Raw genomic sequence first — 20,904 nt, forward strand, 5'->3', positions numbered from 1 at the left:
TTCGCCTCCGACGGTTGCCCGTACCGTCGGAATCCTTTCGCCTCACTTTTCCCCCAGTCCCCGGTAGGTAAGCTATGGCCGACTTAGACCCCGAGACGTTCGAGGAGGAGAAATACCGTGACCACTTCACGCAGCTCCAGCGTGCCTACAAGAACGCGTTCAACACGATGAACGACGAGTACGACTCCAACCTCATCCACGCGCTCGACCAGCAGGTGCTCAACGAGTCCGAGCCCCACTTCGAGGACGGCGAGTTCTCTATCGAACTCCCCGAGAGCCCCGTCGAGCGGGTGACAGGCGTGCTCGCCGACGACGAGAAGCTATCGGCGACGCTGGCGGTCTACACCGACGAGATCGAGACCGAACTCCACCAGCTGTTCGGCGTCGAGCGTCCCGACGACACGGACAACTAAGAACGCGTTGCCGGCGGAACTGAGACGAACCAAAGGCATAAGCAGCCCTGTCACTAACCGTTGGCTATGAGCACGGAGAGTCAGTCCGGCGACGACGACCTGCGCGACCGTATCACGAACTTCCTGCGCCGCAACTTCCCGCAGATTCAGATGCACGGTGGCTCGGCGGCCATCCAGCGTCTCGACCGGGAGGAGGGCGAGGTCGCGATCCAGCTCGGTGGCGCCTGTTCAGGCTGTGGTATCTCCCCGATGACCATTCAGGCGATCAAGTCCCGGATGGTCAAGGAGATCCCCGAGATCGACAAAGTCGAGGCCGACACCGGTATGGCCGCCGGCGGCGACGGCGACCTCGGCGGCACCAGCAGCGACGGCATGAGCCCATCCTTCCCCGGTGGCGACGGTGACGATAGCGAAGAGGACGAAGGTCCGCAGGCCCCGTTCTAACCCGGTTTTCTCGGTTCGTTCCCCGTGTTTTCAGGCTGTGAGCGACTGCTCCCCCGGCTGGTTCTCTCCCCGTTCCTGCCAGTGCGCGCCATCCCCGCGGACTTTTCCCCTCGAGCGCCCTTCATCGACGTATGAGCGATGAGTTCGACAAGGAGGCCGAACGGGAGAAACTCCGGGAGAAGTTCGCCGACGACGAGGAGAAACGCAGCGCCACCCAGCGCATGAGCGAACTGCTGCTGCAGGGCGCGACGATGACCAACAAACACTGCGACAACTGCGGCGACCCGCTGTTTCGCGATAACGGCCAGACGTTCTGTCCGACCTGCGGTGACGCCGAGGCCGAAGCTGCTGAACAGTCCCAGGCTCCAGACGATCAGCCCGCTCCCGAGTCCCAGCCCCAGTCGAACCAGGAGCCACGGCGGGTTCAGGAAGCCGGTGTTGAGCGACAGGCCGACCAAGGGCGGGCCGCCGACGCGGCTGAGACGCCGGCTGCCGCGGAGGCGGAGGCCACAGCAGCCCGCACCGCTGCCCAGCTTCCTGAAGGAGCCGAAGTAATCGGCCGAGCAGACGAGCAGGACGGGAGTCCCCAACAGCCAGTCGAACGGGGAACTCCCCAGCCAACGGAGCGCGGCGCCGCGACGAGTGACCCACGTGCAGAGCTCCGACGCGCGGTGACCGAGACGGCACGGAACGCCACCGGGGCGACGGACCCCCGGACTGCGAAGGCGTGGCTCGAAGCCTCGAAAGAGGCCGCCGAGGCGCTCGCGGCGCTGGAGCGGTAATCCGGCGACGGACCGTTTTCACTCGCCACCACTTCGTCCACTGATATGGACGTCTTCGTGCCCATCGACGCCTCCGATGCATCCCGTCGAGCGCTCGAGTTCGCGATTCAGCTTGCGGACGACTACCACGGAGGCCTCCACGTCGTCCACTTCTCAGACACCGAGACCGAAGCAGCCCAACAGGTGCTCGCGGGCGCCTGCGAGACGCTGGGAGAGTCGCCAGTGGACCCCGAACTCGTACTCACCGACCGGTTCGACGTGCGCGCCGCCGCACAGGTCGGGAAGGAGGCACTACGCCTGGCCAAAGAGCTGGGCGCTGACCATATCGTCCTCGGCCATGGCCAGCTCGGGACCGCCGAAACGGCGATACTCGGCAGCGCTGCCATCACCATTATTCGAGCGAGCGACCTCCCGGTGACTGTAGTTTCCTGAGCGCATATCGAAGTCGTCCCGTCGCGCGACGCAGCGCGCGACAGGTCGCTCGCCGTGACTGGGTTCGCTCGATTGTCGGTTACACGACGACGGCATGGGCTCCGTCGTCGCGCGACGCAGCGCGCGACAGGTCGCTCGCCGTCGTCGGTTCTACTCGTACTCGCTGCCGACGACCTCCCGCAGCCGGTCGGCGGTCACCTCACCCACACCGGACACGTCCATCAGATCCTCCTTCCGGGCGGTCATCACCGCCTCCACCGTCCCGAACTCCTCCAGCAACGAGCGCGCGGTGACCGGGCCGATATCGGCGACACTGCCGACGACGTACTCCTGCTGTTCGGCCAGCGTTTTCCCGGATTTCTCCCCGTGGACCGACACCGTCCGGTCGCTGGTCTCCTGCTCGCGGGTCGCGAGCACCTCCAGCAGGTCGGTAGTGTCGTCCTCATCTTCCGTGCGAAGCACACTCGCGTCGAAATCGATCGCGAGCGAGGAGAGCGCGCCACGAATCGCGTTGGGATGGACGTTGCGCTCGTCGTAGAGGTTCTCGCCCTCGAGAATCACGACGGGCCGGGCGTACGCTCGCGCGAGATCACCTACCTGCTCGAACATCGAGCGGTCGCCGCCGGTCAGCGTGTCGAGGAAGTCCGAGACGGATTTGCGCTCGACTGCGACGCGGTCCGAGAGCACGTAGTCGCCGACAGCCAGCGTCTCCAGTCGGGTCTCGACCCCCTCGCGCCGGGAGAGCTCCTTGGCGATGGGCGAGTCCAGTTCACGCTGGTCGATGACCACTTCGACGTGGTCCTCGTCCGTGTCCGAATCGACGGTGGCGACGATGCCTTCCGACTCGGCAACTGCAGTAGTGTCGTCCTCGGCGTCGGCTGTCTCAGTGTCTGCCCCGGAATCGGTCTCCTCGGCAAAATCAGTCAGTCCTGGGTCGAGCCGTTCGGCGGCGTTCTCATTGGTTTCGCCCGTCGAGCCGCCGTTGAACTCGCCCAGCGAGCGCTGGGAGTCGTCGAGTTCCTCCTCGACTTCCTCGGCGACGCCTTTCAGCTTCCGAAGCTCGTCTTCCATCTCCTGTTGGCGCCGCCGGGAGATCCAGAAGAACGCCTCATCGCGCGTGTCGTTCGCGAGCAGGACGACCACTTTCCCCTTGGTCTGACGTCCGGTTCGGCCTTTCCGCTGGATGGAGCGGATTGCGGTGGGGACCGGCTCGTAGAACATGACGAGGTCGACCTCGGGCACGTCCAGCCCCTCCTCGGCGACCGAGGTGGAGACGAGCACCTCGAACTCCCCGTTCCGGAAGGCGTCGAGGCGCTCCTGCTGTTGCTTCTGGCTCATCCCGTCCGACCCCTCCTTGTCGCCCTGGCCGACGAACTTCCGGGTCTCGAAACTCTGTCCGAGGAACTCCGTCAGCGCCTCGGCGGTGTCCCGGGACTCGGTGAAGACGATGACTCGCTCGCCCTCGCCGATTCCAAGGGTCTGGGCCAGCAGGATGCGGGCTTTCGAGAACTTCGGGTGCAGGTCATCAAACGTTTCGGCTTTCCGCATCGCGCGCCGCACCCGCGGGTCGCTCACCATGCGCTGGCTCGCCTTCGAGGCACCCGAAGAGCGGGCGTCCTCGCGCTGGCGCTCGAAGTAGCGCCGCACGGACTCGACGGACTGGGTTTCGACGAGTTCGACCGCCCGCCGGAGCTTCATCACCTCGGCGTGGGTGCTCATCCCCTGGTACCCCTCACTCTGGTCGTTGTTGATCAGTTTCTGGAGCTCCGCGCGCATCCCGTTGAGCTTCTTCTGGGAGAGGTCTGGCTGTGTGGTGTTGGTGACGCCCAGCTCCTTCAGGTCCTCGAGTCGATCGGAGATGAGTTCGTTGATGAGGTCGCGGATCTCCAGGATCTCCGCAGGGAGGTCGACCCGCTCCCACTGTACGTCGGTGTCGTGGGTGAACTCGGCGACGTCGGCGTCCTCCTCGGTCATCACTTCGACCTCCTGCAGACCGAGATTCTCACAGACCTCGAGTATCGCCTCCTCGTCGCCGCCGGGGGAGGCGGACATCCCCGTCACCAGCGGGTCCGCGGCGTCGGCGTGGTAGCGCTCGGCGATGTAAACGTAAGCGTACTCGCCGGTCGCGCGGTGGCACTCGTCGAAGGTCAGATGCGTCACGTCCCGGAGCGAGATGCGGTTGCCGACGAGATCGTTCTCGACGACCTGCGGCGTCGCGATGACGATCTGTGCGTCCTCCCAGAGCGCTGCGCGGTCCTCGGGCCGGACCTCGCCGGTGAAGACGACGATATCCTCATCGGGGATCTGGAGCGCTTCGCGGTAGAAATCTGCGTGCTGCTGGACCAGCGGCTTCGTCGGCGCCAGCATCAGCGCCTTCCCGCCGACGCTCTGGAGACGCTCGGCAGTGACGAGCAGCGAGACGGTGGTCTTCCCGAGCCCGGTCGGCAGACAGACCAGCGTGTCCGCCTTCTGGGCGGTGCCGGCGAGCTGGAGCTGGTAAAGCCGACGCTCCAGAAAGCCGGAGGTCAGAAGCGGGTGGTCGATGCGGGCGACGTCGTCGGTGGCCGCCATTTGCTACGACTGGGGCGCGCTCGCCGATAAGGGTTCGCAGAGCGTGGTGAAACTGAAACTCGACCGCTCTCGGCTCAGACGACCTGCTCGCCGTCGTCGTTGTAGACGGCGATGGCGTCGACGGGGCAGGCTCGCGCGGCGAACTTCGCGTCGAACTCGGCGTCCTCCGGGATTTCGCGGACGAACAGGTCTTCTTCCTCCTCCTCGCCGTCGACGAGGACGGCCTTGCCGGCGTGTTCGTCCTTCTCGAACCCGTCCCACTCGGCGACGCACTGGAACATCCCGATGCAGGTGTCCCGGTCGTATTCGATGTACATGTGCGATTGTTGGACCGGTCAGATGGTAAGTGGTTTCGGTCGGGATTGGGTACGAGCGCTTCAGGAGCTGACCCAGAACACCCGAGTCGCTACATTCATTCCTCCGACGGCAAACCTCCATGTAGAGTGGAACCCGCCCGCATTCCCGACTCGTTCCCCGCCCCCTCCTTCCGCGGTGCCCAGGAACAGGCGCTCGCGGACATTCGCGAGGCGTTCGCCGACGGGAACGACGTGGTGCTCGTGCGCGCGCCAACCGGGAGCGGCAAATCTCTCCTCGCCCGGTCAATCATGGGCGCCGCGCGAACCGTCGAGGAAGCAGCGCCCGCCCAACCAACCGGCGCCTACTACACCACGCCACAGGTGAGCCAGCTGGACGACGTCGAGAGTGATCATTTGCTTGACGATTTCCGGGTCATCCGGGGGAAGAACAACTACAACTGCATCCTCCCAGGCGAGCACGACACGCCGGTCGATCAGGCGCCCTGTGTGCGCCAGCGCGGCTTCGACTGCACCGTCCGGCACCGCTGTCCGTATTTCTCGGACCGGGCCATCGCGAGCAATCGCCCCATCGCCGCCATGACGCTCGCGTACTTCATGCAGACCGCCGGCAGCGACGTGTTCCGCATGCGCGACGTCGTCGTCATCGACGAGGCACACGGACTCGCAGAGTGGGCCGAGATGTACGCCACGGTCGACCTCAGCCCCGGTCGCGTCCCGGTCTGGGACGACATCGATGTCCCGGACGTCTACGAGGCAGGCGACCCTGTCGAGGGTGCCGTCCGATTCGCCGAACAGCTGCTGGAGCGCTGTGCAGCCGGGAAGGACGAACTGCTCACCAAAGCCGAACTCACACAGGAGGAGGCCGCCCGCCGTGACCGGCTCCAGGAGCTCATCAGCGAGCTCAGCTACTTCACGGAGGAGTACCGCGAGCCGAACTCCCCGACGACGTGGGTCGTCGACCAACCCGACGGCGCCGGCGGCGCCATCAGCATCAAGCCGATGGATCCGGCGAAATATCTCCAGCACACCGTCTGGGACCGCGGCTCGAAGTTCGCGCTGCTGTCGGCGACCATGCTCAACAAGGCGGCGTTCTGCCGGGGCGTCGGCCTCAGCCCCGAGAACGTCGCGATGGTCGAGGTCGAACACACGTTCCCCGTCGAGAACCGGCCGCTCTACGATGTGACACAGGGGAAGATGACCTACGAGCACCGTGACGAGACGCTGCCGACGGTCGGGGACGTGCTCGTGCGTCTGATGGCAGAACATGCCGACGAGAAGGGGCTGATCCACTGCCACTCCTACGGGATTCAGGAGACGCTGGCAGAGCTCCTCGCGAACCGCGGCGTCGGCCCGCGGATACGCGTGCACGACCGGGAGAACCGCGACGAGCAGCTCGAAGCGTGGAAAGCCAGCGACGAGCCGGAACTGTTCCTCTCGGTGAAGATGGAAGAGGCGCTGAACCTGGAGGGCGAGCGCTGTCGCTGGCAGGTGCTCTGTAAGGCGCCGTATCTCAACACGAAGGACTCCCGGGTCGAGCAGCGACTGGAGGATGGCCAGTGGGCGTGGTACTACCGCGCCGCACTCAGAACCGTCATTCAAGGCTGCGGCCGAGTGGTACGCTCCCCGGACGACTACGGTGCCACCTATCTCGCTGACGACTCGCTGCTCGACCTGTTCGACCGCGCACGAACGGATATGCCGGGCTGGTTCGAGGACCAGGTGGACCGGATTTCGGCCCCGTCGCTGCCGGCGGCCGACCCCGAGGCGGCGCTCGCAGGCATCGACGCCGACCCCGACGCTTACGCGGGCCGGCGCTCACAGCCGACCCGAAGCGAGCGCCCCAACGGGTCGTCGAAGGGGTCGGACGGCTCGCGTGCGGGTGGCTCCAGCGGCGGGACGCCGTCGAACCGGACGGAGGCAGACGAAGAGAAGCGGAAGAACCACCCGTTGTCAGACGTGTGGGGCGACGGCTAACAGTCGCCCCACGCTGACGTGTCCGGGCGACGGCTAACAGTCGCCCCACGCTGACGTGTCCGGGCGACGGCTAACAGTCGCCCCACGCTGACGTGTCCGGGCGACGGCCGAAAACGAATGTGCCGCCTACAGCGCCAGCGCGTACGCGAACGAGGAACCGATCATCAGGACGACGAGGGTGATGGCGAGCAGCTGTTTCCAGTCCATACCCGAGAGACAGGTCGTAGCGTCTTCAGTTTCACGCCGTCAGCTCTCGGTCGCCGTCTCCGACGGCTCCGGGTCGTACGCAGCATCTTCCTCGACAACGACCTGCTCAGGCATCTCCTCCCGGAACTGGAACGTCGCGCGGTACTTGTCCGTCCCCATGTCGGCCGTACAGCCGCCCATCGGATTGTCCACTTTGTCCCCGACGCCGACGACGACGCGGAGCGTGCTGTCGGCCACCTCCACGGTTTCGAGCACGGCCCGGTCGCAGGAACTCGAGCCGACGTACATGTTGCCGTAGATGGTAACCCGGAGATCGTCCGGGGACCGCTCGACGATCGGGTCCCCGCCCGGGTCCGGCGTCTTCGGTTCCCAGTCGCAGTCAGTGTCACAGATCTCGAACGAGCGCTGGGCGATGGGGCCAGTGAGTCCAGTACAGCCGGCGACCGAGCAGGCGGTGGCGGCCGCAAGCGTCGCGAGGAGGGAGCGACGTCGCATAGGGTGACCAGCATCCGCTCAGCGAAGTAGCCTCCGAAGGCACAAAGAGCGTTTGTACCGTGTCCCGACCAGCGGTTTCGCCTGCGCTTACTCCTCGGGGACCATATGTAGCCCCGACCGGGACTTCAGCACGGGCACGGTCTCCATCCCGGGCTCGAAGAACTCCGGCCGGGCGATGCTCTCGGTCTCGTACGTCTCGGGGTCGAGCACCTGCACAGCGTGTTCGTCCTCGACGGCGACAACAGTGGTCTCCTGTGCGCCGTCGCGGTTGCCGAGGCGTTTCGCATCAGGCGCGTCCTCGTCCTCGAAGCGGGCCTCGAAGCGCTCGCCAGATGTCAGCCGCGTTCCTTTCAGGTTCCCCGTGACGGAGGTGACGAGCACCGGGCCGTCGCCGTCAGCGGGGTCGATAATCTCGTCGGGTCGGTAGCGTGGGAGCCGGACCGAGAACGTGACGCGGTACACTTCATTGCCGTCACTGTCCTCGGTGACGAGGGTCGCGTACTCCTCGAAATCACCACCCAGTTTCCGAGTTACCCGGCGGGAAAGCTCCCGGCCCAGTTTGTTGGTCGAGAGTTTGATGTTCGTCCCGTCTTTGGTCTCGTCGACCTCGGTGATGAACGACTCTCGGTCGCCTTTCCCCTCGCGCTCGTCGACCAGTTCGTGGGCGATTTCCACCGCGCGCTCCTGCTCGGCCGTCGTCGGTTCGCGCTCCTCGGCGCGGATCTGCACCTCGGCAGCGTAGGCGCCGCCGGCGATACGCCCACAGCGTTTGCAGGTCCCACGGGAGACTTTCACCGGAACGACCACCTGCTCGTCGACGAGCGTCTCCCGGACGACTCCCGAGAACGTACAGTGCATACGGATGGTGTTCTGGTCGACCTGCTCCGGATCGACGCCCCACTGTACCTGCTCGGCCTCCATGTGGATACCCAGCGCCTCACTCACCTCGTCGACAGCGACGTCGGTGTAGTCCTTCGCGCCGACGTCGACCCATCGGTTACCGCGGTGGACCGCGCCGCAGCGGGAACAGACGAGCACCTCGATTCGGTCGGGCGCGTCGACCATCTCGAACTGCTCGAAGTAGCAGGCGTCACAGAGCGCGGCGTCGCGGTCCCGCGGCTCACCGGGGAGCGGTTCGGGCCGCTCGGGCACGTCGTCGCCACACTGAGGGCAGAAGTTGCCCGACTTACTCATTACCGGACCTGGGCGGTTCTGACTGATAAGGGCCGCGCATACGGGTCGGGTTTTCGACGGTTCGAACGCTCAGTCCCGGGTCAGCTCCGGTCGCGGCACGTCCTCGGTGACGGCCTCGCGCCAGGAGTGCTCGGGCGTCCAGCCGAGGAGGTCCTCGGCTTTCTGAACACTGTAGGCCGAGCCGTCGCCGTCGACACCGGGTCCAGCTTCGGGGACAGTGCCGTACACGGTTTCGAGCAGCGCTTCGAGGGGGTCGCCGAGCGCGTTATCGGCGGCGACGCAGTTGAACGCCTCGTGGCCGCCGCCGGGGGCGAACGTCGTCGTCAGCGCGGCGGACACCTGTTCAGCAACGTCCCTGGTGTCGACGTAGGACCAGTAGTTGCCGGCACCGGCACCGAGATTCTCGGTGTAGTCGGGGTCCCGGCACGGGTAGCCCCCGGGCTCCTGAATCCAGGACGGGCGAAGCGAGGCAACCTGCACGTCGTGGCGGCGGGCCACGCCGGCGGCGACCGCCTCGGCGGCGACTTTCGAGAGCCCGTAGCCGTCCTCCGGGCGGCGCGGGTGGGCCTCCGTAATCGGGAGTTCGTCGGGCAGCGGCGTCTCCTCAGCGAAGAAGAAGCCGTAGGCGCCGTCGCTGGATGCCTGGACGATTCTGGCCCCCACCTCGCCCGCAGCCGTGAGCACGTTGTACGCCGCGAGCGTGTTGTTCTCGAACACCTCCCCTTCGGGGTGGCGCCCCAGTGCAGGGATGGCGCCCCAGTGGACCACTGCATCGGGAGCAACGCTCGTGACGAGTTCACGGACAGCACCGCGATCGGTTAGGTCCGCAGCCCGGAAGTCGACGTTCCCGACCGGAGCTGCACCGAACCCCGGGTGGTCGTGGTCGACGACGACGACCTCGAACTGTCTTCGGAGGCTGTCGACGACCCAGCGGCCGGAACTTCCCCGGCCGCCAGTGACGATGACGGTATCCATGGCGGTAGTCAGAATGCCGGAGACAAGTCGGTGTGGGTTCCGGAGCAGCCGCCGTCCGCTACAGAGCAGACGTTGGTTCGGGGTCCGTTGCAGCGAGCAGAAACCAGCGTCGCCGCTACTCTCGCGGCGGCGCCACGGTGTTCCGCAGCGTCCCGATGCCCTCGTAGGTAATCTCGACTTCGTCGCCCGGTTCGATGGTTCCGGGGTTCCCGGGGCTCCCGAACGCGATGACGTCGCCCGGCTGGAAGGTGAACCGCTCCGAGAGGAACGAGAGCAGTTCGTATGGGCCCCAGAGCATCAGCTCCGTGTTCGCTGCCTGCCGGCGCTCGCCGTTGATATCGGTGTGCATCTCCAGGCTCCGCGGGTCGACGTCGGTTTCGATCCACGGGCCGAGGGGGCCGGAGCCGTCGAACGCCTTCCGGGAGGTGAGCCCCGGCTGGTCGAGCGCGTCGACGTCGTTCATCATGGTGAAGCCGCGAACGACGTCCGCCGCGGCCTCGGGTGAGACGTCGTGGCACCGCTCGCCGATGACCGCCGCGAGTTCGCCCGCGTACGTTACCTCCTCGGAGAACGTCGGATATGGAATCGGCGCCTCGTGAGGGACGATTGATGCGGGCGGCTTGATGAAGAACGTCGGCTGGTCGGAGCGCTCGTACCCCTTCTGTTCGAGCGTTTCGGCGAAGTTGCGGCCGATACAGTAGAGCGCCGAGGGCTCACACGGCGCGACGAGGTCGCCGTCCTCGCCGACCGTGTACGTCTCACCATCGCTCGTGACGATGCCGTCCTCGTATTCGCCGGCGACGACGCCGTGGTCTGTCCGGATACGTGCAAGTCGCATACCCGGGTGTCTCTTGTCGTGAACATAGGGGTTCGGTTTGGACGCCGGTCTCGGCTAGCGAGGAGCGGTACGGTCGGGGGAACGCAGCCGGAAGAACCAGTTACGCGACCGTCTCGGTGAGTCGCTGCCAGACGATATCCCGCCCGACGAGCACGACACCGGCGTAGATGCCGACAACCCCCATGAACAGGAGCCAGACGCCGATACCGACCTCTCCGGTGCTGAATCGGCCCACAGCGGAGAGCTCCGAGAGCAGTCCGCCGACGGTTAGCAGGGAGGAGAGCAGTGCGTAGAGCAGGATAGTTCCGAGTTCGACGGCTGGTTCGACGAGTTCCGCTTTCATACGCCAGCAAGCGGGTTCAGTGATAAATGGGTTTCGGATGTTTCAAAAGATTGGTGATTGTGGGCGGGAAACGGAGACGCACAATTGGTCAGTACGGCGATATCGATTATCCAACGTACACCAAGCGGGGCGTACGACTCGGACAGACACTTCTCGTCGCCGGCGAACTGGGCGGCTACGCGAGCCAGTCGGTCTCGCTGCCGGCGTGGGATGAGGCGCCCTTTTTCGACCTCGCGGTCATCGGGCTCCTCGTGTTCGTTCGCAGGGCGCTGCTTTTCGGGCTGGTCCTGCCGCTGACAGAGTAGCACGAACCACCAGGCACTCCCGGTGGAGTCGGTCGCACTCACGAGCAATGACGAGACGGGAAAACGGGCAGACGGCAAACGGAACGGGTCATTCGGGAAAGGTGAGCGTGTACTCCTGGACGGCGCCACAGCTCGAGCACTCACGGCTGTAACGGGCGCTCGCTCCGTTCGTCTTCCCGACCCAACTATCGCTCTCCTCCTCGTAGCCACACGCCGGACAGACGCGTTCGGTGGCGTTGTAGTGATTCTCGAGTCGCTCGAACGCGGACCGGCTTTGATGCTGTGACATACGGTAACATGGAACGCAACCGGCAAAACTACCGGGGATACTTTTCGAGAGTCTGATAGTTTACGACAATCTCAGCCGCTGGCAACCCGTCGCTGCCGGGGAAGACCCCCCATTCACGATGGAGGAGCGCCGGGAGGACTTTTCACCTCGGGGGTTGTCGGTCGGGGTATGACAGACCTCGTCAGTTTCGGAGAGGCGACGCTCCGCCTCCGCGCACGCCGCGGAGTCCAGATAACGCGGGCCGATATGTTCGACGCGGGGACCGGCGGACCCGAGGCCAACGCCGCCGTCGCAGCATCCGGGCTGGGTAGCGATGCCGTCTGGCTCTCGCGGCTCCCGGACTCACCACTCGGTCGGCGGGTCGTCGCCGACATGCGGAGCCAGGGCGTCCGCACAGGTGTCTCGTGGGCGGGCAGCGACGACCGACTCGCCACGGCGTTCGTTGACCCCGGGGCTGAGCCGCGCGGGCGCACCGTCGTCCACGACGACCAGGGCTCTGCATTCACCCAGGTTCACGCCGGGAACCTGCCCCTGGGGATCGTCCGTGACGCCGACTACTTCCACGTTACCGGCATCACCGCCGCGCGCTCCAAGCGGGCGGCTTCGGCGGTCGCCTCGCTACTCGAGACCGCACGCCAGGCCGATACGACGACGACGTTCGATCTGCGCTACCGGGAGCGCAGCTGGTCCCGCGAGGAGGCCCGAACGGCCTGCGAGGCGTTGTTCCCACAGGTCGACGTGCTGTTCGCGATGCTCTCGGAGGCCGGTGCCGTGTTCGGCGAGGAGGGCGACCCCATCGAAATCGCTCACGCGATTCGGACCAGCTACGGGTTCGAAACGGTCGTGCTGACACGCGACAACGGGAGCGCTGTGGCGGTGCACGACGACGAGGTGCACGAGGCCACCGCAATCGAGGGCGAGACGGTCGACGCCGCGGGAAGCGAGGACGCGTTCGTCGGTGGCTTCCTCGCGAGACGAATCGATGGTCACGGCATCGCCGACTCGCTCGCGTGGGCGACCGCCGCCTGCGCGCTCGCGAAGACGCTCGACGGCGACGCCGTCGACGTCCCAGGGGAGCGAGTCGAGCAGCTAGCTGCTGGGCAGGGAGCGAACCGCTAAGGTCCAGAAAACTACGGCGTGTCGTTGGCTGAACTGATTCCGTCCGAGTCGGAGAGGGGGAACTCCTTTTGGGTAGTCGACCGTGTACCACGCTATGCACATCGTCATTATCGGCGCGTATGGGAGCGCCGGCGTCGCCGTCGCTGACAGGCTCGTCGGCCACATCGGCGAAGAGATCGACCGCCTCACGCTCGTCGACGATGGCACTCCAGGCGGCGGGCTCTGTATTCTCCGGGGCTGTATGCCATCCAAAGAGGTCATCTCAGCCGCCGCGCACCGCTATCAAGCCCGGTCGGACGACCGGCTCGACGGCCGCGCCCACGACCTGGACCTGGACGCCGTCATCTCGAAGAAGGACCAGCACACGGGGAACTTCGCGCGCCATCGCCGCTCGCACGTCGAGGAGCTCGCCGAAACCGAGGGCGTCGAGTTCGTCCAGGGAACCGCCCGCTTCGCCGACGACGACGTCGTCGAACTCTACGAAGGGGAGACGCTCGAAGCCGACAGCCACGGGCAGTTCGAGGGTGATGCCGAGCCCAGCCGGACCATCACGGCCGATTACACGGCCGTCTGTACGGGGAGCGTCGTGAACGTCCCCGAGATCGAAGGTATCGACGAGGTGCCCTACCGCGATTCAGCTGAGCTGCTCGACACCACCCAGCTTCCCGACTCGGGTATCGTGATGGGCTTTGGCTACGTCGGGATGGAGATGGCGCCGTATCTCGCGGAGGCCGGCGTCGACCTCACCGTTATCGAGCACGACGAGCGTCCGCTCGACCAGGCTCACCCCGACTTCGGCGATGTGGCGATGGAGATCTACCGCGAGGAGTTCGACATCACCATCCTCACCTGCACACGGGAGCGGAAACTCGAAGCGACCGCCCGCGGCGGCGTCCGGCTCATCTGTGAGTCACAGGCCGGCTCAGAGCGTGTCGTCGAGGCCGAGGAGCTGTTCCTGTTCACCGGCCGACGGCCCAACGTTCAGGGACTGGGCCTGGAGAACACGAGCGTCACCGCCGACGGCGACTACGTTCGGGACACGATGCAGGCGAACGCCGCCGAGAACCTCTTTTTCGCCGGCGACGTCAACGGGAAGGAGCCGCTGCTCCACATCGCCAAGGAGCAGGGCGAGCTCGCCGGCCAGAACATCCTCGCCCACGCCGGTGGCCGGCCGGTCGAAACGTTCGGATTCACCCCGCACCAGGTGATGTTCGCCGGAGCGGGCGTCTACCCCTACGCGCGGGTCGGACACACCGCCGAAACGGCGCGGCGCGAACCCGACACGGACCCCATCGTCGTCCGCCGGCGCGCCGAAGACGACGGCGTGTTCAAAGTGAAAGAGGTCGGTCGCGGCCTCGCTGAGCTCGTCGTGGACCGCGACGGCACGGTCATCGGCTATCAGGGGCTCCACTACCACGCTGACGTGATGGCCAAAACGCTCCAGCTCGCCGTGGAGATGGGGCTCGACGTCCGGGAGATCCCCGACCGCGCGTTCCACCCGACGACGCCGGAGATCCTCGACGGGCTCGTGCGCGAGGCGAAAGCAGAGCTTCCGGGGTAACCCAGCCGAGTCGCCCGCTTGCCGGCCACACCCGTTCTACTCCAGCCACGCTCGGATCGCTTCGGCCGTCGCCGTCTCACCGGTGGAGACGTACCGGCTCGCACAGGCGTTCCCGCAGGCGAGCGCGACCTCCCAGGGCCAGCCCGACCCCAGTGCGACTGCCAGCCCGCCGCCGAAACGGTCGCCGCCACCTGTCTGCCGTTGGTCATCGACGATTGGGTTCTCGACGGCGACGAGGCCATCGTCGGTGGCGGCCAGCGCCTCCCGCTCGCCGTGTTTCACCGCTGCAGTGACCGCCAGCGTCTCACGAAGCGCGGTCGCCCGGTCGCGATCGGTTACGGGCGACGCCGGCGGCTCCGGCAGTGCCGCCGCGAGTGAGTGGAGCTCCGCCCGATTGACCGAGATGACGACGTCGAACGTCTCCTGGAGCGCGCTGACGGCTGCTCGGAGCGCACGGTGGCTCTCCAGGTCACTTCCGATCACGTCACCGGGGTCGAAGACGAACGGGCGCCGTGGAAGCTCCTGCTTGGCCAGCGCGTGGAACGCGTCGGCCATGTTCGGCACGGAAACCCAGTTCGAGCAGACGATGGCGTCGACGCCGAACACCTCCGGAAGCGGAGCCGCGTGTCGGAGCGTGTCGAGCGTCCAGTCGGCGATATCCGGCGAGTGTTCGACCAGCAGCAGGTCGTTGTCGGTGAAATCGAGCACGTTGACGATAGCCGGCTCTCCCATCGAAACGGTGTCGAACGGGAGGTCGTCGAAGACCTCGTCGTCGAGATGCCCGTAGCAGGTGACCTCGGCGCCGAGTTCGTGGGCCTGGTCAGCAACGTTAACCGCCTGGCCGCCAGGTTCGATCCAGTTCGGGGTGAGCCCGAACGCTTTCCGGCCGCCGACTCTCGCTTCGCGGGCGAACGTGGTGCGGCGTTCGATCGGGTCGAGCGCACCTGCCGAGAGCCGGCAGTACCGGTCGATACTCCCGTCGGGAAACGTGCTCACCGTCGGGTCGGGGCCTCCTGCGAGCCGCTCGGCCAGACGCTGATAGGGCATATGTGAGAGTTCACCGGCGCCACCAAAGAGGCGCCGCTCCCGGTCAGCGATGCTCGTGCAGAAGAGACCGTGAGAACCAGAAAGGAGATTACCGAACGAGCAGCTCCTTGCCTTCCTCGACGACGATGCGGCACGGCGGCGACATCTTGTTGTAGGCGCGGCGGAACGCCTCCTTGACCGCGTCGGCCTGCTCGGGTTCGCAGTAGGCCGTGAAGATGTTCTCGCCCTCGTTTACGCGGGCGGCGGTGCCGATGGGCTTCCCGAACGCCTGGCGCATCCCGTCGGAGACACGGTCGGCGCCGGCGCCGGTCGCCTGCTTGTTCTCGCGGAGCACCTGGTGGGGGAACTTCCGGAGGACCATCTTGTAGTTGCCCTCGCCGAGCTCTTTCAGCAGGTGGCGGTTCGCCGAGAGCCGCGCGGACTCGAGCGAGCCGTGGCGGATCTGGAGCGTTTCCTCGGGCCGGAGGGAGATCTTGACCGAGTAATCATCGGGGTCGGCCTGCAGGTCGCCCATGTTGTGCTGGGCGACCTTCGAGTCGGGGATACCGGTGATATACTCTTTGCGGGTGAACGACGGCTTGTTGATCTCCCGGTACATGGAGGCGGGCTTGTCAGACATGGCTACTTGGCTTTGTTGAGGCCCAGCCAGTGATTAAAGCCTTCGATGCGTCCCCACTTCCGGCTCACTCCCCGCCGGCGGCGCCAGCGCGACGAACGAGAGCCCACGCTCCGCGAGCAGCTCCTGTCCCCGCTCGGTGAGTGATGGCGCGACGAGCACCCCCCGGACATCGACGCCGTCCGGGACCTCCCGCTCCACCGCGTCGACGTAGCGAGCGAGCTGGCCCGCAGCGTCCGGGCCGACGCGTCGCCGCTTGAGTTCGGCGATAACCGGGCGGCCCTCGGAGTCGTGGCCGAACACGTCGACAGGGCCGGCAGCAGTCTCGCGCTCCGTCGCCGCCGGTTCGAACCCCGGTTCGACCAGTTCGGGCTCCTCGAGCACCCGCTGGCGGAGATCCTCCTCGCTCCCGTGGACGTCGACGGCGCGCCCGCCTGTCACCGGCAGTGCAGAGACCTGCTGGATCTCCTCGAACCGGACGTCGAGACGCTCCTCCGGGCTCTCGCGCTCGCTTCGCAGCCGCAGGCGGCCGTCCCGGATGGCCGCACGATGCTCTGAGCCGGGTGGCTGCCAGTTCACCGGCGTGCGCTTCTCGTCGGTGTGGACCAGCGCGGTGCCGTCGGGTTTGAGCACGAGCAGCCGGTCGCCCGGACCGAGTGAGGACGCGGCGCGACCGTCGTACTCGACCGTACAGCGGCCGAACACAGTAACCATCTCCCCACGGTCGAACGCCCTCGAAAGCGCATGGAGCGCGTCGCGGTGGGCCGGCCGGTGGAGGGTGGTAACGCTCACACGCTCTGTTGGTGCCGAGCGAACAAATGACCAGTGGTCGACCGGATTCGCCGCGTACTCCGCGACTCGCCGGGGAAAGCCGTAGCACATACAGTCCCCCCGGGGGATAGAGAGGGTATGGTCGACCCAATATTCACCTACATCGGCGGTATCGCGTTCCTCGTCCTCATAATCGGCTCGATGCTGTATCTCACCTTCTCCGGCATAGATGTCGAGGAAGGCGACGAGCATCCCGGTGAGAGTATCGTCGGTGGTGTCAGGAGAGCGGCCGAAGAACCCGGTGAGCCCGACCGGGAGGGCTCAGCAGCGCTCGCCGAGGAGAAGCCGGAGGAGACAGGCGTTGCGGAGTCGGGCGAGCCAGCGGACGACGAAACAGCCGACACGAACGCCTGAACCGCCCCAGCAGTTCGGGGGAGGCTACTCTTCGGTGAACTTGTCGACGAGTTCGCGTCGTTCGTCGGTCGCGAACTGCTCCCACCAGAGCTTCGCCTCCCGTTCGCGGGCCGCCTCCGGCTCCGCGGCCTCCGCAGCGGCGTTGATGGCCCGCTTCGAGTTCTTCACCGCCTCCCGCCCGGTGTTCTGCATCGCATCAACCAGCTCCGCGACGTGGTCATCCAACGCCTCGGGCTCGACCACGTCGTTCACCAGCCCGACGCGGTGGGCCTCCTCGGCGTCGACGTAGCCGGCGGTGAACACCAGTTCCTTCGCTGTGGCCTCGCCGACCAGTTCGACCGCGCGTCGGGTCGCCCCGCCGGTCGGAATCTGGCCGATGTTTGCCGTCGGGACGCCGAACTGGGAGCCTTCGGAAGCGATCCGCAGGTCACAGTACATCGCGAAGATGAGCCCACCGCCGACGCAGAAGCCGTCGATCTTGGCGATAACTGGCGCGTGGCACTCGAACGGCTCCCGGTAGATGTCGTAGAACCGCTCCTGGCGCTCCTTCTGCATCGGGTCGTGCTCCTCGCTCGGTCCCGCATACTGCTCGATATCCGCGCCGGCGGAGAACGCCTCCTCGCCCGCGCCCTCGACGACGACGGCGTCGACCGAGCGGTCGAACTGGAGCTCGGCGAACGCCCGCTGGAGGTCGAGCATCGCGCCGGTGTTGAGCGCGTTGTGTTTCTGCGGGCGCTCGATGGTGATGGTGACGATGCCGTCCGTTTCGTCGAGACTGATGTGGCGGTATGGGCCGTATTCGGTCATAGTCGGTTCTTGGCGGGGTGGTCCAAAGACGTATCGGGCCACCGCGAGGGCGCACTCACCTCGGATGTGCCGTTACTCCGCGTCGTCGGGTAGCGGGCGCGTATACCACCACGCCCAGAGGACGAAGACGACCTGGAACGGGAGTCGCCCCCACCGCACGACGTCGGAGGGGTCGCCGAGCCAGTCTGGGCCGCCCTGAATCACCACGTCGCTGGTCGCCATGTAGATGTTCGCCGGGAAGATTGCCAGGAGTAGCGCGACGAGTCCCCACGCGGCAATTCTGCGGGTGCGGGGCAGAAGCACGCCGACGCCGAGGGCGACCTCCGCGACTCCCGAGAGGTAGACGAGCGCGAGCGGTTGGGGGAGGAACGGCGGGATAATTTGGGCGTACGCGTGCGGGTAGACGAAATGGAGCAGGCCCGCACCGACGTAGATCGGACCCATCAGATAGAGCAGCGGCTGCTTGAGCCGGGCGAGGGGAGAGTGAGGGGTACGCATCTGAATGAACAGTGGGGACAGTGCCCGAAGAGCGTTGGCCATCACTCCAGAGTCACGTAGACAAGGAGGCGATGCCGATTGCAGTCTCTGAAGAGCGAGTCGACCCTGACTACTCATAGCTGTGTAGCGGTGATCGCCTGCCTGTCACTCATCGGGAGATACTGAGAGCGCATGGCGTCTCCCGAGATTCGCCGTTTTACGGTGTTGCTTATCCGTTTAGAGCCGGATTTACGAGTAATGGGAAACAGCGTATCGACTGGTCGTAAACCAAAGGACGAATCAGGCGACGGAAGCCGTGATGCTGCCCTCGACGATCGCAACCGTGCCGATGGGCCGAAGGCCACAAACACGCCAGCACTCGTCGTCGATGAAACCTCGAAGCGATTTGGCAGCGGTGACGATGCGGTTCTCGCAGTTGACGACGTGAGCTTCACGGTCGATCGCGGTTCCGTCGTCGGTCTCCTCGGCCCGAACGGTGCCGGCAAAACCACACTCATCAAAAGTATCCTCGGAATCGTCCTTCCGGATACGGGATCGGTTGAGGTGTTCGGTGCTGACGTGGATGACGGTCGACAAGCGGTATACGGAGACGTCGACGCGATGCTCGAAGGCGCGCGAAACGACTACTGGCGACTCACCGTCCGTGAGAATCTCCGATATTTCGCAACGATCAGCGGGGTCGACCCGGATTCAGTATCAGCACGACACGACCGGTTGTTGGATCGCCTCGGTCTCACCGAGAAAGCCGACACAGCCGTCAGGGACCTCTCACGTGGGATGAAACAGAAAGTCTCGCTAGCGAGCGTGCTCGCCGGCGGTGCCGAACTCGTCTTCCTCGACGAGCCAACCCTTGGCCTCGACGTGGAGAGTTCCCGGACGCTCCGGAGCGAACTTCGCCGCCTTGCCAGCGAGGACGGACTCACCATCGTCATCAGCAGCCACGACATGAGCGTCATCGAAGACGTCTGTGACCGAGTCATCGTTATGTCCAGTGGACAGATCGTTGCCGACGATACGGTTGATGCACTGCTACAGCGGGCCGGTCGAAACACCGTCCAGGTCACCAGTCCGGAGTTTGACGACGAAGCCATCACAGCACTTCGGACACAGTTCGACATGCACAACGTGGAGTGGGACGGTGACCGTGCCCGCATCGAGGTCGCGGCAGCCGGCGACGAGCTGTACACACTGATGGACTCTCTTCGTGAGGCAGGGATCACAGTCGATCACGTCCAAACCGTCGAACCTGACCTGGAAGACGTATTTGTCACTCTGACTGGCGACGCAGGCGGGCTAGTCGGCTCAGCCGGTGAGCGGAGGTGGTCGTCGTGACAAGCGTTGACTCCCGAAACCCCGCATCGACGTCGTCCGATGAGTCAGAACCATCGAAGACGATCGACGAGCACGACACCCCGCGACCGGCGACATACTATCATCTCGCACGAGCAGTTCTGTATCGTGAGTTCCTGATCTTCGTTCGATATCCTGCCAATGCCGTCGGTGGAATCGTCGTCGCGCTGTTTTTCTTCGGCGTCCTCTTTTACGGCGGACGGATGGTGGCCGGTCAAGCGCTTACCGACTCCATCGAAGGAATCATCGTTGGTTACTTCCTGTGGACCCTCTCGGTCGGCGCGTACTCCTCAGTGTCCAATGACATCAGTAGCGAAGTCCAATGGGGCACGCTCGAACGCCACATCACCACGCCGTTCGGCTTTGCACCGGTTGCGTTGCTGAAAGGAGTGGCAAAGGTTGTCCGGACGTTCCTCACCTCCGTAATCGTGCTCGCAGTGATGCTCCTTCTCACCGACACGACACTCAGTCTCGACCCCATCACCATCGTCACTGTCGCTGGGTTAGCGATCACTTCGGTACTGGGACTCGGGTTTGCTGCTGGCGGTATCACCGTTCTCTACAAGCGAATCGGTAACTGGCTGAACCTGTTGCAGTTCGGCTTCATCGTCCTGATTTCCGCGCCGGTGTTGGACGCGCCGTGGACTCGCTTTCTGCCGCTGGCTCACGGGAGCGCACTGCTTCAACGAGCGATGGTTGACGGGACCAGACTCTGGGAGTTCGGGCTCAGTGAGCTTGGATTACTGGTCGCCGTCGCCCTCGGCTACCTTCTCGGCGGCTACGTCGTCTTCCACTACGCGACAGGGCGCGCACGACGGCTGGGCGTACTCGGTGATTACTGAGCCGCCCGGTCGCCCCACACGGAGATGACGGCTTGGTGATTGGTATCTCGCCGGGTTCCTGTTCACTGGGAACCCAACACCACAAGGACGAGCTGCATGCGGCTGACGATTGACCACCGGGGGTCTGGAACACTGGCCACGGAGCCACTCCGTACGCGACAGATGCCCCGAGAAGGAGCCCTATCGCGGCTGGTGATCCCGGCAAACAGGAGCCACAGCGGAACCGACCGGGCTAACAGGCATCAGCTGATAGGTCGATTCAGCTCTGCAACTGTGATCCGGTACTGAAACTCGTGAGGT

The 20,904-nt window shown here is 65.5% G+C and carries 24 protein-coding genes; 11 read left to right on the top strand and 13 right to left on the bottom strand.

What is annotated here, in order from left to right:
* Positions 1-74: 74 nt before the first annotated feature.
* From V5A38_RS09515 to V5A38_RS09530, 4 genes are all read left to right on the top strand, one after another.
* Positions 75-413, top strand: a complete 339-nt coding sequence (locus tag V5A38_RS09515; protein ID WP_332325525.1) for a DUF5783 family protein — start codon at positions 75-77, stop codon at positions 411-413.
* A 66-nt stretch (positions 414-479) separates the two neighbouring features.
* On the top strand, positions 480-857 hold the full coding sequence (locus V5A38_RS09520; RefSeq protein WP_332325526.1) for a NifU family protein: 378 nt from the start codon (positions 480-482) through the stop codon (positions 855-857).
* A 131-nt stretch (positions 858-988) separates the two neighbouring features.
* On the top strand, positions 989-1,639 hold the full coding sequence (locus V5A38_RS09525) for an Sjogren's syndrome/scleroderma autoantigen 1 family protein (protein WP_332325527.1): 651 nt from the start codon (positions 989-991) through the stop codon (positions 1,637-1,639).
* Positions 1,640-1,684: 45 nt separating this feature from the next.
* Positions 1,685-2,071 carry a universal stress protein gene (locus V5A38_RS09530; protein WP_332325528.1) on the top strand — a complete coding sequence of 129 codons (387 nt, stop codon included), beginning with the start codon at positions 1,685-1,687 and terminating at the stop codon, positions 2,069-2,071.
* A 150-nt stretch (positions 2,072-2,221) separates the two neighbouring features.
* Here the strand turns inward: V5A38_RS09530 and V5A38_RS09535 are convergent, their stop codons facing one another.
* Positions 2,222-4,642 (bottom strand): DEAD/DEAH box helicase, encoded by a 2,421-nt coding sequence (locus tag V5A38_RS09535; RefSeq protein WP_332325529.1) that lies wholly within the window; start codon positions 4,640-4,642, stop codon positions 2,222-2,224.
* Positions 4,643-4,716: 74 nt separating this feature from the next.
* A complete protein-coding gene (locus tag V5A38_RS09540; protein ID WP_332325530.1) occupies positions 4,717-4,959 on the bottom strand; it encodes a ferredoxin in 243 nt (80 codons plus the stop codon).
* Between the two features lie 126 nt (positions 4,960-5,085).
* On the opposite strand from V5A38_RS09540, the gene V5A38_RS09545 reads away from it, so the two are divergent.
* Complete coding sequence (locus V5A38_RS09545; protein WP_332325531.1) at positions 5,086-6,933, top strand: ATP-dependent DNA helicase; 1,848 nt, start codon at positions 5,086-5,088, stop codon at positions 6,931-6,933.
* Between the two features lie 246 nt (positions 6,934-7,179).
* Here the strand turns inward: V5A38_RS09545 and V5A38_RS09550 are convergent, their stop codons facing one another.
* The 5 genes from V5A38_RS09550 to V5A38_RS09570 all read right to left on the bottom strand — a co-directional run bounded on the left by V5A38_RS09550 (position 7,180) and on the right by V5A38_RS09570 (position 10,985).
* Positions 7,180-7,635: a hypothetical protein gene (locus V5A38_RS09550; protein ID WP_332325532.1), complete on the bottom strand. Its 456-nt coding sequence runs from the start codon at positions 7,633-7,635 to the stop codon at positions 7,180-7,182.
* Between the two features lie 87 nt (positions 7,636-7,722).
* Positions 7,723-8,829: a 60S ribosomal export protein NMD3 gene (locus V5A38_RS09555; protein ID WP_332325533.1), complete on the bottom strand. Its 1,107-nt coding sequence runs from the start codon at positions 8,827-8,829 to the stop codon at positions 7,723-7,725.
* A 69-nt stretch (positions 8,830-8,898) separates the two neighbouring features.
* Entirely contained in the window at positions 8,899-9,804 is a 906-nt protein-coding gene (locus tag V5A38_RS09560) for an NAD(P)-dependent oxidoreductase (RefSeq protein ID WP_332325534.1), read from the bottom strand.
* 115 nt (positions 9,805-9,919) lie between these two features.
* Positions 9,920-10,642 (bottom strand): fumarylacetoacetate hydrolase family protein, encoded by a 723-nt coding sequence (locus V5A38_RS09565; protein ID WP_332325535.1) that lies wholly within the window; start codon positions 10,640-10,642, stop codon positions 9,920-9,922.
* A gap of 100 nt (positions 10,643-10,742) precedes the next feature.
* Positions 10,743-10,985: a hypothetical protein gene (locus tag V5A38_RS09570; RefSeq protein ID WP_332325536.1), complete on the bottom strand. Its 243-nt coding sequence runs from the start codon at positions 10,983-10,985 to the stop codon at positions 10,743-10,745.
* Positions 10,986-11,044: 59 nt separating this feature from the next.
* Here V5A38_RS09570 and V5A38_RS09575 point away from each other — a divergent pair, with 59 nt between their 5' ends.
* Entirely contained in the window at positions 11,045-11,290 is a 246-nt protein-coding gene (locus V5A38_RS09575) for a hypothetical protein (protein ID WP_332325537.1), read from the top strand.
* A gap of 88 nt (positions 11,291-11,378) precedes the next feature.
* Here the strand turns inward: V5A38_RS09575 and V5A38_RS09580 are convergent, their stop codons facing one another.
* Positions 11,379-11,579, bottom strand: coding sequence for an HVO_0649 family zinc finger protein (locus tag V5A38_RS09580; protein ID WP_332325538.1), 201 nt, complete (start codon positions 11,577-11,579; stop codon positions 11,379-11,381).
* Between the two features lie 168 nt (positions 11,580-11,747).
* On the opposite strand from V5A38_RS09580, the gene V5A38_RS09585 reads away from it, so the two are divergent.
* Together V5A38_RS09585 and V5A38_RS09590 are read left to right on the top strand one after the other, a co-directional pair.
* Entirely contained in the window at positions 11,748-12,698 is a 951-nt protein-coding gene (locus tag V5A38_RS09585; RefSeq protein ID WP_332325539.1) for a sugar kinase, read from the top strand.
* A gap of 94 nt (positions 12,699-12,792) precedes the next feature.
* Positions 12,793-14,259 carry an NAD(P)/FAD-dependent oxidoreductase gene (locus tag V5A38_RS09590; RefSeq protein WP_332325540.1) on the top strand — a complete coding sequence of 489 codons (1,467 nt, stop codon included), beginning with the start codon at positions 12,793-12,795 and terminating at the stop codon, positions 14,257-14,259.
* Between the two features lie 36 nt (positions 14,260-14,295).
* On the opposite strand, the gene V5A38_RS09595 is transcribed toward V5A38_RS09590, so the two are convergent.
* The 3 genes from V5A38_RS09595 to nucS all read right to left on the bottom strand — a co-directional run bounded on the left by V5A38_RS09595 (position 14,296) and on the right by nucS (position 16,714).
* Positions 14,296-15,306, bottom strand: coding sequence for a PfkB family carbohydrate kinase (locus tag V5A38_RS09595; RefSeq protein ID WP_332325541.1), 1,011 nt, complete (start codon positions 15,304-15,306; stop codon positions 14,296-14,298).
* A gap of 88 nt (positions 15,307-15,394) precedes the next feature.
* Positions 15,395-15,925 (bottom strand): 50S ribosomal protein L16, encoded by a 531-nt coding sequence (locus V5A38_RS09600; protein ID WP_332325542.1) that lies wholly within the window; start codon positions 15,923-15,925, stop codon positions 15,395-15,397.
* Positions 15,926-15,958: 33 nt separating this feature from the next.
* Positions 15,959-16,714, bottom strand: coding sequence for an endonuclease NucS (gene nucS, locus V5A38_RS09605; RefSeq protein ID WP_332325543.1), 756 nt, complete (start codon positions 16,712-16,714; stop codon positions 15,959-15,961).
* Between the two features lie 117 nt (positions 16,715-16,831).
* On the opposite strand from nucS, the gene V5A38_RS09610 reads away from it, so the two are divergent.
* Positions 16,832-17,107 (top strand): hypothetical protein, encoded by a 276-nt coding sequence (locus V5A38_RS09610; protein WP_332325544.1) that lies wholly within the window; start codon positions 16,832-16,834, stop codon positions 17,105-17,107.
* A 24-nt stretch (positions 17,108-17,131) separates the two neighbouring features.
* On the opposite strand, the gene V5A38_RS09615 is transcribed toward V5A38_RS09610, so the two are convergent.
* Together V5A38_RS09615 and V5A38_RS09620 are read right to left on the bottom strand one after the other, a co-directional pair.
* Positions 17,132-17,914: an enoyl-CoA hydratase/isomerase family protein gene (locus V5A38_RS09615; protein ID WP_332325545.1), complete on the bottom strand. Its 783-nt coding sequence runs from the start codon at positions 17,912-17,914 to the stop codon at positions 17,132-17,134.
* Between the two features lie 72 nt (positions 17,915-17,986).
* Positions 17,987-18,412, bottom strand: a complete 426-nt coding sequence (locus V5A38_RS09620) for a hypothetical protein (protein WP_332325546.1) — start codon at positions 18,410-18,412, stop codon at positions 17,987-17,989.
* A 237-nt stretch (positions 18,413-18,649) separates the two neighbouring features.
* On the opposite strand from V5A38_RS09620, the gene V5A38_RS09625 reads away from it, so the two are divergent.
* Together V5A38_RS09625 and V5A38_RS09630 are read left to right on the top strand one after the other, a co-directional pair.
* Positions 18,650-19,744 carry an ABC transporter ATP-binding protein gene (locus V5A38_RS09625; RefSeq protein ID WP_332325547.1) on the top strand — a complete coding sequence of 365 codons (1,095 nt, stop codon included), beginning with the start codon at positions 18,650-18,652 and terminating at the stop codon, positions 19,742-19,744.
* A 62-nt stretch (positions 19,745-19,806) separates the two neighbouring features.
* A complete protein-coding gene (locus tag V5A38_RS09630) occupies positions 19,807-20,604 on the top strand; it encodes an ABC transporter permease (protein WP_332325548.1) in 798 nt (265 codons plus the stop codon).
* Positions 20,605-20,904 lie beyond the last annotated feature (300 nt).

It is taken from the genome of Halolamina sp. (assembly GCF_036626355.1).
GTDB lineage: Archaea > Halobacteriota > Halobacteria > Halobacteriales > Haloferacaceae > Halolamina.

Excerpts from the sequence above, each read along its gene's own strand:
- V5A38_RS09515 (WP_332325525.1), top strand. The coding sequence starts at position 75 with ATGGCCGACTTAGACCCCGAGACGTTCGAGGAGGAGAAATACCGTGAC.
- V5A38_RS09520 (WP_332325526.1), top strand. The coding sequence starts at position 480 with ATGAGCACGGAGAGTCAGTCCGGCGACGACGACCTGCGCGACCGTATC.
- V5A38_RS09525 (WP_332325527.1), top strand. The coding sequence starts at position 989 with ATGAGCGATGAGTTCGACAAGGAGGCCGAACGGGAGAAACTCCGGGAG.
- V5A38_RS09530 (WP_332325528.1), top strand. The coding sequence starts at position 1,685 with ATGGACGTCTTCGTGCCCATCGACGCCTCCGATGCATCCCGTCGAGCG.
- V5A38_RS09535 (WP_332325529.1), bottom strand. The coding sequence starts at position 4,642 with ATGGCGGCCACCGACGACGTCGCCCGCATCGACCACCCGCTTCTGACC.
- V5A38_RS09540 (WP_332325530.1), bottom strand. The coding sequence starts at position 4,959 with ATGTACATCGAATACGACCGGGACACCTGCATCGGGATGTTCCAGTGC.
- V5A38_RS09550 (WP_332325532.1), bottom strand. The coding sequence starts at position 7,635 with ATGCGACGTCGCTCCCTCCTCGCGACGCTTGCGGCCGCCACCGCCTGC.
- V5A38_RS09555 (WP_332325533.1), bottom strand. The coding sequence starts at position 8,829 with ATGAGTAAGTCGGGCAACTTCTGCCCTCAGTGTGGCGACGACGTGCCC.
- V5A38_RS09560 (WP_332325534.1), bottom strand. The coding sequence starts at position 9,804 with ATGGATACCGTCATCGTCACTGGCGGCCGGGGAAGTTCCGGCCGCTGG.
- V5A38_RS09565 (WP_332325535.1), bottom strand. The coding sequence starts at position 10,642 with ATGCGACTTGCACGTATCCGGACAGACCACGGCGTCGTCGCCGGCGAA.
- V5A38_RS09570 (WP_332325536.1), bottom strand. The coding sequence starts at position 10,985 with ATGAAAGCGGAACTCGTCGAACCAGCCGTCGAACTCGGAACTATCCTG.
- V5A38_RS09580 (WP_332325538.1), bottom strand. The coding sequence starts at position 11,579 with ATGTCACAGCATCAAAGCCGGTCCGCGTTCGAGCGACTCGAGAATCAC.
- V5A38_RS09585 (WP_332325539.1), top strand. The coding sequence starts at position 11,748 with ATGACAGACCTCGTCAGTTTCGGAGAGGCGACGCTCCGCCTCCGCGCA.
- V5A38_RS09590 (WP_332325540.1), top strand. The coding sequence starts at position 12,793 with ATGCACATCGTCATTATCGGCGCGTATGGGAGCGCCGGCGTCGCCGTC.
- V5A38_RS09595 (WP_332325541.1), bottom strand. The coding sequence starts at position 15,306 with ATGCCCTATCAGCGTCTGGCCGAGCGGCTCGCAGGAGGCCCCGACCCG.
- V5A38_RS09600 (WP_332325542.1), bottom strand. The coding sequence starts at position 15,925 with ATGTCTGACAAGCCCGCCTCCATGTACCGGGAGATCAACAAGCCGTCG.
- V5A38_RS09610 (WP_332325544.1), top strand. The coding sequence starts at position 16,832 with ATGGTCGACCCAATATTCACCTACATCGGCGGTATCGCGTTCCTCGTC.
- V5A38_RS09615 (WP_332325545.1), bottom strand. The coding sequence starts at position 17,914 with ATGACCGAATACGGCCCATACCGCCACATCAGTCTCGACGAAACGGAC.
- V5A38_RS09620 (WP_332325546.1), bottom strand. The coding sequence starts at position 18,412 with ATGCGTACCCCTCACTCTCCCCTCGCCCGGCTCAAGCAGCCGCTGCTC.
- V5A38_RS09625 (WP_332325547.1), top strand. The coding sequence starts at position 18,650 with ATGGGAAACAGCGTATCGACTGGTCGTAAACCAAAGGACGAATCAGGC.